This window comes from Clostridium sp. AWRP (assembly GCF_004006395.2).
Classification (GTDB): domain Bacteria; phylum Bacillota; class Clostridia; order Clostridiales; family Clostridiaceae; genus Clostridium_B.
Window position 1 is genome coordinate 1,073,010 of the sequence record NZ_CP029758.2, and the last position, 12,216, is coordinate 1,085,225.

14 protein-coding genes and 1 pseudogene are annotated in these 12,216 nt (G+C 31.1%); all 15 read left to right on the plus strand.

All coding sequences use genetic code 11. From position 1 onward, the window contains the following. The first annotated feature begins 204 nt into the window (after nucleotides 1-204). The 15 genes and pseudogenes from DMR38_RS04780 to DMR38_RS04850 all read left to right on the plus strand — a co-directional run bounded on the left by DMR38_RS04780 (nucleotide 205) and on the right by DMR38_RS04850 (nucleotide 12,207). Nucleotides 205-399, plus strand: a complete 195-nt coding sequence (locus DMR38_RS04780) for a flagellar FlbD family protein (protein WP_127720236.1) — start codon at nucleotides 205-207, stop codon at nucleotides 397-399. A 44-nt stretch (nucleotides 400-443) separates the two neighbouring features. Continuing rightward, nucleotides 444-977 carry a flagellar basal body-associated FliL family protein gene (locus DMR38_RS04785; RefSeq protein WP_127720237.1) on the plus strand — a complete coding sequence of 178 codons (534 nt, stop codon included), beginning with the start codon at nucleotides 444-446 and terminating at the stop codon, nucleotides 975-977. Between the two features lie 52 nt (nucleotides 978-1,029). After that, nucleotides 1,030-1,434 carry a flagellar biosynthetic protein FliO gene (locus DMR38_RS04790; RefSeq protein ID WP_127720238.1) on the plus strand — a complete coding sequence of 135 codons (405 nt, stop codon included), beginning with the start codon at nucleotides 1,030-1,032 and terminating at the stop codon, nucleotides 1,432-1,434. Beyond that, entirely contained in the window at nucleotides 1,434-2,231 is a 798-nt protein-coding gene (gene fliP / locus DMR38_RS04795; RefSeq protein WP_175412920.1) for a flagellar type III secretion system pore protein FliP, read from the plus strand. Before DMR38_RS04790 ends, fliP begins: the two co-directional genes overlap by 1 nt. 10 nt (nucleotides 2,232-2,241) lie before the next feature. Then, nucleotides 2,242-2,511, plus strand: coding sequence for a flagellar biosynthesis protein FliQ (fliQ, locus tag DMR38_RS04800; RefSeq protein ID WP_127720240.1), 270 nt, complete (start codon nucleotides 2,242-2,244; stop codon nucleotides 2,509-2,511). A gap of 33 nt (nucleotides 2,512-2,544) precedes the next feature. Further along, entirely contained in the window at nucleotides 2,545-4,365 is a 1,821-nt protein-coding gene (locus tag DMR38_RS04805; RefSeq protein ID WP_127720241.1) for a fused FliR family export protein/FlhB family type III secretion system protein, read from the plus strand. 4 nt (nucleotides 4,366-4,369) lie between these two features. Continuing rightward, a pseudogene (flhA, locus tag DMR38_RS04810) lies at nucleotides 4,370-6,437 on the plus strand (flagellar biosynthesis protein FlhA). Then, entirely contained in the window at nucleotides 6,437-7,630 is a 1,194-nt protein-coding gene (flhF, locus tag DMR38_RS04815) for a flagellar biosynthesis protein FlhF (protein ID WP_127720242.1), read from the plus strand. The pseudogene flhA and the gene flhF overlap by 1 nt, the downstream one beginning before the upstream one ends. Continuing rightward, on the plus strand, nucleotides 7,624-8,502 hold the full coding sequence (locus DMR38_RS04820; protein WP_127720243.1) for a MinD/ParA family protein: 879 nt from the start codon (nucleotides 7,624-7,626) through the stop codon (nucleotides 8,500-8,502). The genes flhF and DMR38_RS04820 overlap by 7 nt, the downstream gene beginning before the upstream one ends. Nucleotides 8,503-8,516: 14 nt before the next feature. After that, a complete protein-coding gene (locus DMR38_RS04825) occupies nucleotides 8,517-9,188 on the plus strand; it encodes a flagellar brake domain-containing protein (protein ID WP_127720244.1) in 672 nt (223 codons plus the stop codon). A gap of 3 nt (nucleotides 9,189-9,191) precedes the next feature. Continuing rightward, nucleotides 9,192-9,917, plus strand: a complete 726-nt coding sequence (locus DMR38_RS04830; protein WP_127720245.1) for a FliA/WhiG family RNA polymerase sigma factor — start codon at nucleotides 9,192-9,194, stop codon at nucleotides 9,915-9,917. A 27-nt stretch (nucleotides 9,918-9,944) separates the two neighbouring features. Beyond that, nucleotides 9,945-10,433, plus strand: coding sequence for a hypothetical protein (locus tag DMR38_RS04835; protein ID WP_127720246.1), 489 nt, complete (start codon nucleotides 9,945-9,947; stop codon nucleotides 10,431-10,433). 2 nt (nucleotides 10,434-10,435) lie between these two features. Next, nucleotides 10,436-10,630 carry a hypothetical protein gene (locus tag DMR38_RS04840; protein ID WP_035788091.1) on the plus strand — a complete coding sequence of 65 codons (195 nt, stop codon included), beginning with the start codon at nucleotides 10,436-10,438 and terminating at the stop codon, nucleotides 10,628-10,630. Then, nucleotides 10,627-11,394 carry a flagellar basal-body rod protein FlgG gene (locus DMR38_RS04845; protein WP_127720247.1) on the plus strand — a complete coding sequence of 256 codons (768 nt, stop codon included), beginning with the start codon at nucleotides 10,627-10,629 and terminating at the stop codon, nucleotides 11,392-11,394. Before DMR38_RS04840 ends, DMR38_RS04845 begins: the two co-directional genes overlap by 4 nt. A 24-nt stretch (nucleotides 11,395-11,418) precedes the next feature. Continuing rightward, a complete protein-coding gene (locus DMR38_RS04850; protein ID WP_127720248.1) occupies nucleotides 11,419-12,207 on the plus strand; it encodes a flagellar basal-body rod protein FlgG in 789 nt (262 codons plus the stop codon). Nucleotides 12,208-12,216 lie beyond the last annotated feature (9 nt).

A 12,216-nucleotide genomic window follows, 5' to 3' on the forward strand; every position in this document is an offset into this window, starting at 1 on the left:
TATCTGTTATTTATTCTTTGTTATTTGTTCTTTATTAAAAGGTGATAGGTGACAAAGTTAGTGAAATATTGTCACCTATCACTAAAAAATTACATTTTAGAGTAATAGAGACGTTTTAAATCCTTGTTAAATGAAAAAATTGTACATATCATCTCAAATTGGAATTATAATATAATATATAACAGTACATTTAGGAGGATTTTTATGATAAGATTAACTGGACTCGACAATAAAGAATTTATTATAAATGCAGATGCTATAGAAAAATTAGAGGCTATACCTGAAAGTTTAATAACTTTAACTAATGGCAAAAAATATTTAGTAAAAGAATCTAATGATGAAATAGTAGAAAAAGTTATAAAGTATAAGAGAAAAATATACGCAGGAAATTTTGACTAATTAATAGTTAATAACTATTAACTATTAAGTAAGGGGGATACACTATGGAAAATAAAGCAGAAAAAAAAGGTTCATCTAAAATTAAAATTATTGCTATAGGCATATTAATACTGGCGGTGGTAGCAGGAGGAGCCTTTTTTGGATATAATAATTTTATAAAAGACAAAAAAATAACTGCTAAAAATGCTGTACAAACTGTACAACAGGTTAATACTCAGCAGGTTGTAAGTAATGGACAAACTACTGGACCAGTTGTAAATTCATTAGATCAGGTTGTATCTTCCCAAACTTTTCAGCTTGATGAGGTTACTGTGAACCTGGCAGATGAAGGTGGAAATAGATATTTAAAGGCTGCAGTTTACTTAGGATTTAATGAAAAAAAGCTTAATTCTGAATTGACTGCAAAAAAACCAATTGTAACTGATGCAGTTATTCAAATTCTAAGAACAAAGAAAGCAGCAGATATAAGTGCTAAAAATATGAACAATATAAAATTGGAAATAATTCAGAAAATAAATCCTATGCTGGAAAAAGGACAGCTAAACAATGTATATTTTACAGACATTGTAATTCAATAATACTTTTCTAAATAGCTATTAATTTGTGAGTTTATCCTAAAGGAGAATATAAATGGATTTACAATTTATGTGGATGATTTTTAGAACAGTAATAGCTCTTTTATTTGTAATTTTTTTAATATATATTTCTGCAAAATATGGTGGAGAAAAACTTAAAAATGTTCAAAAGGGTAAATTTATAAGAATAATGGAGAGAGAACAACTGTCAAAAGAAAATAGTCTACTCGTGGTAAAAATAGGAGAAAAAATGTGTGTCGTATCTTCTGCGTCAGGAAAAGTTGAAATAATATATGAATTGAATGAAGAAGAAATTTCGGAGTTTAAAAATAGAAGTACTATACCACAATATAAAAATTTAAAAGATTTTTATACAAGATCAGGAATGGAGCAATTAGTTAAAAGGGCAAGTGACAAGTTAACTTTAAAAAAACTTATAGATAAAAAGGAAGATAAATGATGAACAGAAGAGATAAAAAGATTTTTATAACTATTTCAATTTTAATATTTGTCATTCTTGTTTTCAAAGCACATAGTGTATATGCAGCTCCAGATGCATCACAGGCAATGCCCATACCAAATATAAATGTATCTATGGATAATGCAGGTACTTCTACTCCACAGCAGTATGTACAAAATATAAAATTGCTTATATTTTTGACAATTATAACACTGCTTCCGTCTTTTATAATGATGATGACGAGTTTTGTAAGAATTATAGTTGTATTTGGCTTTTTAAGAAGTGCTATGGGAACACAGCAGTCACCTCCAAATTCAATTTTGATTGGACTTGCACTATTTATGACAATTTTTATTATGTATCCTGTTTATTCAAAAATAAATACAAATGCTATTGTGCCCTATATGCAAAATAAAATAACTCAGGAACAGGCAATAAATGAAGGGGCTAAACCAATTAGGAGTTTCATGCTTAAGCAGACTTATAAAAAAGATTTACAGCTATTTATAGATCAAGCTAAATTAAATTATAAGGTTACTGCAGATGGACAAAACGCTCCACTCTATGTAGTAGTTCCGGCATATATGATAAGTGAACTTAAAACTGCCTTTAAAATAGGATTCTTAATATATATACCGTTTATGGTAATAGATATGGTGGTATCGAGTGTGCTTATGGCTATGGGAATGTTTATGCTTCCACCAACTATGATATCTCTGGCATTTAAACTACTTTTATTTGTAATGGTAGATGGATGGTATTTGCTTGTAAAATCTTTAATTGTAAGTTTTTCATGAGGTGAATTGAATGAGTGAAAACATGGTAATTAGTATTATAAAAGATGCAGTACAAACGGGACTTATGGTAGGAGCTCCCATACTTATAGTTTCAGTAGTGGTAGGTCTTATAATAAGTATATTTCAAGCAACTACTCAGATACAGGAACAAACACTTACTTTTGTTCCTAAGCTTATTGCAGTAGCTGTAATAGGACTTATTTCAGGAAGCTGGATGTTACATCAGGTTGTAGCTTTTACTGAGAGAATTTTTACGTATATATCCCATATAACACAATGAACATGCTGCAGAGTATAATTGGAGAGGAATAAATTGATAAATACATTATATTTTACCGCCTTAATTTTAGTATCAATAAGAATTTTTTCTTTTTTCGTATTGGTTCCAATATTTTTCCCAAGTGGAATTCCAAATGTAGTTAAAGTGGGACTGACAGTAGTTATGGCATATATATTGATGCCAGGTATAGATTATGCTTCTATAAGCAGTATAGATAATACAATGTATTTTGTAATGAATTGCTTGAATGAGGCAGCAGCAGGTCTTACCCTTGGATTTCTAACTAGCTTATGTTTTTCTATGGTGAGAATAGCGGGAAACCTTATGGATATGCAAATGGGATTTGCTATGGTTAGTATGTTTGATCCTACTTCAAATAGTAATACGACTTTAATTGAGCGTTTACTTTATTGGTTTAGTTTGGTTATTTTCTTTATAGTAGATGGACACCATATGCTTATAAAATCTTTAATTCAAAGTTTTAGTGTAATAAAACTTGGAAGTTTCTTTTTAAGTCAAGATTCAATTAATATAATTTTTAAAGCCTTTATAGAGTACTTTGGCATTGCAATTCAAATAGGAATACCTATAGTTTTAATACTCTTATTTACAGATTTGACAATGTCACTTATAGCTAGAACAGTTCCACAGTTAAATATAATGATATTGGGATTGCCTATTAAAGTACTTATAGGGTTTGCATCATTTTGTTTTGCACTTCCAATTTTTCTTAAATTAATAGAACATTTATTTACAGCTATACCTAATTCTATAGATGCTTTTTATAAGGCGCTGCCGCTGCTTTTAATATTTGCAAAGGATGATAAGACAGAAGAAGCTACTCCTAAAAAGAAAAGTGATTCTAGAAAAAAAGGTCAGATAGCTAGAAGTAAAGAAATAGGACTTACTATGACACTTCTTGCGTCAACTTTAGTTATAGCAGTTTTGGGAGGATATGTTGGAACATCTCTTGGTTCCACAATGGTAGCCTTTTTAAATGACTATATAAATACATCGCTTGATTACAGTAGTGTAAATAAAATACTATTTATAACCATATGGAGAATAGCTATAGTTTTTCTACCTATAGCAGTGCCAATACTGGCCATAGGTGTGCTGGCAAATATGATTCAAACAAGAGGGCTTATAACTTTTGAAACATTAAAGCCGGATTTCTCAAAATTAAATCCTATAAATGGATTTAAAAGAATGTTTTCTGCTAGATCCGTTATGGAACTTTTAAAGGATACTGCTATAGTGTCTATAGTAGGATACGTAGGGTACAAATTTATAAAAGACAATTATATGTATATATTGAACTTAGGGCAATTGGATTCTAGGGCTGTAGCAAAAGCTATAGGAAGCTTAGCTGTGGGTATATTTTTTAGAATAACTTTAATTATGCTTATAATTGCAATTCTTGATTATATGTTTCAAAGATATCAATATAATAAAGACCTTAGGATGTCAAAGCAGGAAATCAAAGAAGAATTTAAACAGGATGAAGGAGATCCACAAATAAAGAGTAAGAGAAGACAAAAACAGAGAGAACTAGCTATGCGAAGAATGATGCAGGAAGTGCCAAAGGCTACTGTAGTAGTTACAAATCCTACTCATGTTGCTGTAGCTTTAAAATATGAAGAGGGGCAAAATGCACCTGTCCTTGTGGCAAAGGGATTAGATGCGGTAGCTCTTAAGATAAAAGAAATAGCAAAAGATAATGATGTGCCAATAATTGAAAACAGGCCACTTGCAAGGCTTATATATAAAGAAGTTGAAATTGATATGGAGATACCAGATGAGATGTATCAGGCAGTGGCAGAAATACTTGCGTTGGTTTACAAGATGAGGTGATATTTTGGAAAGAAGTAAAAAAAAGTTTAGACTAAAAGATAATTTAGATATAATAATGGCATTAGTAGTTATTACAGTAGTGTTTATGATTATAATCCCAATGCCTGCACAACTTTTAGATGTATTGATTTCATTTAATATAACACTGTCTATAATAATTATACTTTTAACCTTGTTTACTACGGAAGTATTACAATTTTCCATATTTCCTACCTTACTTTTAATAACTACAATTTTTAGATTGGCTTTAAATATATCCTCTACGAGACTTATACTTAGGGATGGAGATGCAGGGGAAGTTATAAATGCTTTTGGCAGCTTTGTAGTGGGAGATAATTATATAGTAGGAATAATAATATTTATGATTATAATTATCATACAGTTTGTTGTAATAACAAATGGTTCAGGCAGGGTTGCTGAAGTTTCTGCAAGATTTACTTTAGATGCAATGCCGGGAAAACAAATGAGTATAGATGCAGATTTAAACTCTGGCTTAATTGATGAAAAAGGTGCAAAAGATAAGAGAGAAAAACTTCAAGAAGAAGCAAGCTTTTATGGAGCTATGGATGGTGCATCTAAATTTGTAAAAGGAGATGCTGTGGCATCACTTTTAATTGTAGTAATAAATATAATAGCAGGTATTGTAATTGGTATAGTAATTAAGGGAATGGGGGCTTCTGAAGCTGCCCAAACTTATGCAAAGCTTAGTATAGGTGATGGACTTGTATCTCAGGTTCCAGCGCTGCTTATATCTACAGCTTCAGGTATACTTGTCACCCGTTCTGGGAGTGCTGAAGGTTTTGGTACTCTTGCTATTAAACAGCTTACAGGTTTTCCTAAGGTAATAGCTATTGCAGGTGCAGTGCTGTTGTTTCTAGCTATAGTGCCAGGCCTTCCTCATATAGCGTTCTTAATTTTAGCAGTGGCTTGTATGATAGCTGCATATATGCTTTACAAAGATGAAGTGCATAATAATATGCAGCAGCAGGAAATAAAACAACAGGAAATAACTCAAATTGAAAATAAGGAACCAGAAAATGTAATGAACTTAATATCTGTGGAACCTATGGAAGTGGAAATAGGTTATGGATTAATACCACTGGCAGATGAAAGTTCAGGAGGAGATCTACTTCAGAGAATAACCTCTGTGAGAAGGCAGTGTGCTATTGAAATGGGGATAGTAGTTCAACCCAATTAGAATTAGGGATAATTTGCAGTTAAATACTAATAGTTATGTAATAAAAATAAGAGGTACAGTAATTGCAAAAGGAGAGCTTATGCCAAATATGCTTCTATGTATGGATCCTACTAATTCAAACAGTGACATTCAAGGAATAAGCACTACGGAGCCATCTTTTGGACTTCCTGCTATATGGATAAATAAAGATCAAAGAGAAGAAGCAGAAATAAAAGGACTTACAGTAGTGGATCCTACTACTGTTATGGTAACTCATCTTACAGAGTCAATTAAAAATCATTCTTATGAATTACTTGGAAGACAGGAAGTTAAGCTTATTGTGGATTCTGTGAAGGAAAAGTATCCTACTGTAGTGGAGGAACTCATACCTGACCTTCTTACTATAGGGGAACTTCAGAAGGTACTGCAAAATCTTTTAAGAGAAAGAGTTTCTATAAAGGATATGGTAACTATTATGGAGTCTCTTGCAGATAATTCAAGAAATACAAAAGATATAGAAGTACTTACAGAGTATGTTAGATTTGCATTAGGAAGAAGTATATGCAATTCACTTATAGATGAAAATGGAGTTATTACAGTAGTTACTCTGTCCAAACAGCTAGAAGATTTGATAGGAAGCAATATCCAAAAGTCAATGCAGGGTTCTTTCCCAGCAGTAGATCCGGATACTACAAGTAAGATATTAAATTCAATTAAAAGTTTACTAGAATCAGTTTATTTTTATGAAAATCAACCTATAATTTTAGTTTCACCTAATATAAGGGCACCTTTTAGAAGATTAATTGAAATGGTATTTCCATCGGTAAATGTATTATCATTAAATGAAATACCAAATGATGTAGAGATAAAAACCGAAGGAGTGGTTTCAATATAATGATCATTAAAAGATATAAAGTCAATAATATGAATGAAGCTATTACAAGAATTAGGTATGAACTTGGGAAGGAAGCTGTAATAATAAGCCAAAGAAAAATAAGAAAACCTGGCATATTAGGCTTTTTCTCTAGAAAAATTTTAGAGGTAACTGCAGCTGTAGACAACAAGAAAAAGGAAAACAACCGTGAAGGAGATATGCAAGATAGTATTGTAGCAATAAAAAAACTTGTAAATGATAAAATGAAAAATAGCACCTTATGTAATGACATAAAAGGTGATAAAATTATAGATAATGAAGCTAAAGAAAATTACAATACATCAGAGTGTAATTATGAAAATAATATAGTAGATAAAAATAATGACTCTATTATAAAAGAAATGCATCAGATGAAGGGCATGCTAAATGAAATGATGAAGGGTTCTTATGGAAATGTAGGAAAAAGTGCATTTCAGATAAAACTTGAAAATAGCGATTTCAACAGTAAAGTAGTGAGCACAATTTTAAATAGAGTAAATATAATAGAAGATGATAGGGATGAAGAGGAAAAGTTAAAAGAAGTAGTTACAAGTATGATAAAAGTAGAGGATAAAGTACTTGAAAACATAGTAGTATTAGTGGGACCTACAGGCGTTGGAAAAACTACTACTATTGCTAAACTTGCAGGTAAGCTTTCTCTTATTGAAAAGAAAAAAGTAGGACTTATAACTATAGATACCTATAGAATAGGTGCAGTAGAACAACTTAAAACTTATGCAGATATAATGAATATACCTTTTCAAGTAGTATTTACTATAAAGGACATGGGAAAAGCTATAGAAAATATGTCAGATTGTGATGTAATATTAATAGATACTACAGGAAGAAGCAGCAAAAATAAGATGCAGATATCAGAACTCAGGGCATTTATAGATAAGGTAAATACGGACAATATACATTTAGTTATAAGTTGTACTACTAAAAACAGAGATATAGATGTAATAGTAGAAGGATACAAAGAGCTTAATTATAATAATGTTATAATAACTAAATTAGATGAAACATCTACCTATGGATCTATATTAAATATTTTACAAGCTGCAAAAAAACCTATAAGTTTTGTTACTACAGGACAAAATGTACCGGAAGACATAAAAGTTATGAATACAGAGGAATTAGTTAAACTTGTACTTGGGGAGGATATTATATGCTAGACCAAGCTGAAGAGCTTAGAAAATTAGCTCAAGAGGATAAAAATACAAGAAAAGAAAAAGTACCTAGTAGAAAAGAACCTAGGATAATAACTGTTACTTCTGGAAAAGGTGGAGTTGGAAAGAGCAATTTTGTAGTAAATGTATCTATAGCACTACAAAAGATGAAAAAGAAGGTACTTATATTTGATGCAGATATGGGAATGGGAAATGATGATGTTTTAATGGGATGCTTACCTAAATATAGCGTATATGACGCCATATTTAAGAATAAAGATATAGAAGAGGTTATTATAGAAGGACCTTTTGGAGTAAAATTACTTCCAGGTGGAAGGGGAGTTTCAAAGATTGCAGACATAACGAAATCCCAGAAAGAAGAATTTATAAAAAAGGTATCTTTACTAGGAGATTTCGATTATATAATATTAGATACAGGTGCTGGAATAAATAGAGATGTGCTAGGATTTGTTGCCTGTTGTCAGGAGCTTATTATAATTACTACACCAGAACCTACATCTCTTACAGATGCATATAGTTTAGCAAAAGCTGTAAGTTATTTCAAATTAAACGATTTTGTACAAGTAATTATAAACAAAGCTACTAATGTTCAAGAAGGAGAGAAAACCTTTAATAAATTTAAGAGTGTAGTAGATAAATTTTTAAATGTAGATATAAAATATCTAGGCTGTATATTAGAAGACAAAAAACTTGTTCAGGCTGTTAGAAATCAAGTACCATTTTTAATAAATTACCCCAACTCTCAAGCTTCTAAGGATATAAATTTAATAGCTAGCAAGTTGTCAGGAACTGAAATAGACATCAGGAAAAGTAGTATACAGGATTTATTTAAAAAGATTTTTAATACTTTTTCATAAGGAGAAGGAAGAGAATGAATTCCAACATTGAGTTTACAGTTAATAGCAGAATTGAAATAGACGTGGACAATGAAATATATAAAAGTAATATTCAGGATGTGTCAGAGGATTGTATAAGTATAAGCATACCCGTAAACAATCATAAGTATATGCCTCTTTCAAAAGGTGACAAGGTGAATATTATATATTATGACGGAAAGAATGTATACAAATTTAGTACCATGGTTGTAGGGCGTAAAATAGAGAGAATACTTATGATTATACTAAAGAAACCTGAAAAAGTTCAAATTTGCCAAAGGCGGAATTTTGTAAGAGTACCTTTGATTTTGGATGTGCTGTGTGCCATTTTTCCTTTAGAAAAGGACTTATATCACTTAAATGATCAAGTTGAAGTGTTTAAAGCATGTTCTGTAGACATGAGTGGCGGCGGAATGAAAATAGTTGTAGATGTAAAAATGAAAGATAAATTAAAACGTGGAGACATTATTATAGTGACGATTCCAATGGAAAATGACAGCTTAACTTTAAAAGGAAAGCTAGTAAGAATTAGTAATAACAAAGATGAAAGTAAATTGACCTGTGGATTATCTTTTATAGATATGGACAGGAATAGTAGAGAAAGAATAATAAGGGTATTATTTCAAATTATGAGGCAGCACATAAAAAAAGGAGCAAAGGAGGATTAAAATATGGCTTTGGCAGATAAATTAGATATAAAAGAAGAATTGGTAAAAAAGTATCTTCCTCTAGTAAAATATATTGCTTCTAGGGTTATAATAGGAAAGACCAAATACATTGAATATGAAGATTTGGTTAGTTATGGAATGTTAGGACTTATTGATGCAATAAACAAGTTTGACAAGGATAGAGGAATGAAATTTTCCACTTATGCGTCCATAAGAATAAAAGGTTCTATGATAGATGAACTTAGGAGAAACAGTCCTATTTCTAAAGGTGCTATGGACAAGCTTAATAAATACAATGCGGCCATGGATTCCCTTCGAACTAAACTAGGAAGAGAACCTAGAGGTGAAGAAATAGCAAATGAATTAGGTATGCCTTTGAAAAAAATGATGGAAATTGAAAATTATATAAACTATATATCTATAGTATCTCTAGAAGATTTGATATTTTCTGAAGATGATGACATTCCGCTTATGGGAACTGTAGAAGATACTAAAAGTCCAAGTCCAGAAAAGAGCTTGGAGAAAAAAGAAATGCTGGAGTATTTGTCCAAAGCGTTAGAACTTTTAAATGAAAAAGATAATTTAGTTATTACCCTATACTATTATGAAAGGTTAACTTTAAAGGAAATAGGACATATATTAAATGTATCCGAGTCTAGGGTATGTCAACTTCACAGCAGGGCAATTTTACATTTGAGAAAAAACATGACTAAATTGAAGTATGTATAGAAATGTTTTTAAGAAGGAGAAAATTTTATGGTTCCAATCATATTGATTATAGCAGGAATACTTTTAGTAGTATTAAATTTTAATGCAGTACGTAAAGAAAAAAAATCTTTTCAAGACAAATTAAATGTAAAGCAAAATGAAATGGGAAACTGTGAATTGGAAATTGGGAAAATAAGAAAGGAATTTGCAGAAACTATACTTGAACTTCAAAAAGAAATTGAAGATTTAAAAAAACAGGGTAATGAAGCTATTTCATCTGAAGAGGCATTTGAAGGCTCAGAGGAAAAATTGATGGAAGAAGAAATTGAATATATGAAAGACGATGAAGATAATACTGAAGAAGAACCAAAAAAAAGTGAAAATTCAGATAAGGCTGCTGAAGAGTATGAAAATAATATTAAAATTGATGAAATAAGAGGATTATTAAAAGATAATATTTCTGTAAGTGATATATCTGAGAAAACTGGTATTGGTAAGGGGGAAGTTCTATTAATAAAAGAATTATACACAAAATAAAAATGTTTTTCGATTTTTTTAGTGATAGAAAGATACTTATAGGTATAGGCATAGGTATTTTAATAACTACTTTTATAATGAGTGGTGTTAAGATCCAATACCAAATGAGTAAAAGTCAAATTGAGGATAAGGCAAGATCAATGGGAATGCATTATCCTGATGAAATGAAAGTTATGGATAAAGGAGGAAGCAAATGATTAGAAGTTTTTACGCTGCAGTATCTGGAATGATAACTCAAGAGGCAAAACAGGATGTTATAACAAATAACCTGGCAAATGCAAATACTGTAGGATTTAAGCAGGATGACCTTAGGGTGAAAAGCTTTAATGACATGCTTTTACAAAATTATGACAAAACAGAAGGAAATAGAAGTGTAAGAAATATAATAGGATCTATAAGTCTTGGAAGTGGAATTGATTCAGTTAAAACAGGATTTACCCAAGGATCAATAGATTCTACAGGTGTATCTACTGATTTTGCTATTGATGGAAGAGGATTTTTTACTGTTAGGGGACAGGATGGAAAAGAATATTATACGAGAGATGGCCATTTTCACGTAAATACAAATGGAGTACTGGTAAATGATGCTGGAGATAGTGTTTTGGCAAGAAATACCAGAACTGGTGCTTTAGGTGAAATGAATGTGGGAAACGGGAACATGACATCAGATGATCACGGAAATATAAATATAGATGGAACTCCAAGTTATAAGCTCTATACGGTGGATTTTAATGATTATAATACTTTGACAAAAGTTGGAGACAATTTATATACAGGAACAAATGCTGCAGAGACAAATGTTGTGGTAAGGCAGAAATCACTGGAAAAGTCCAATGTAAATATAGTAAATACAATGTCAAAGTTGATGACTACTATGAGGTCTTTTGAAACTGATCAGAAAGCAGTTCAATCAATAGATGAAACTTTGGAGAAGCTAATAAATGAAGGTGGTAAAGTATGATTAATATAAAAGGGATGATTTTGTATGCTTAGAGCTATATGGAATAGTGTAAGTGCTATGAATGCACAGCAGGATAAACTCAATAGTATATCCAACAATTTAGCAAATTCAGATACTGTAGGATATAAAAAAGAAAATGTAGAATTTAATGATCTAGTGTATGAAACTTTAAACAGAAAGGGATATCCTACTAATCCTAATGGAACAAATACAATAAATGGTACAGGAGTAAAGGCTACAGAATGGATTAGAGATAATACTCAGGGTCCGATTCAAGTAACAGGACTTAAAACAGATATGGCTATAGATGGAGATGGATATTTTAAAGTAACTCTAGGGAATGGAACGGCAGCTTATGAGAGAGCAGGAAACTTTACTGTAGACAGAAATGGTAATTTGGTTGATAGTAATGGAAATAAGCTTGAAGTCAACCTTACAGCAGAGGGAAGTAGTTTGTTCAATTCAGGGATGGTGTTTAAAGATAATAATTTCAAAGTAGATGAAAAAACTGGACAAATATACATGAATGTTGGTAATCAAAGCATACTTTATGGAAAGATAAACATATATAATGCAGTAGGACAGGATGCCATGAAATCTATAGGAAATAATTTGTATCAGCCAGCAAACAATGTGCAAATGAACATAAATACCAAAGCGCACGTGATTCAAGGTTCTCTGGAGCAGTCTAATGTAGATTTGGGAAGAGAAATGACAGATATGATAATGGCACAGAGATCTTTTGAACTTGCGTCAAAAGGGCTTACTACTTCAGATGAAATGTGGGGACTCATAAACAGTATGAAGAGATAAAAACTCTAT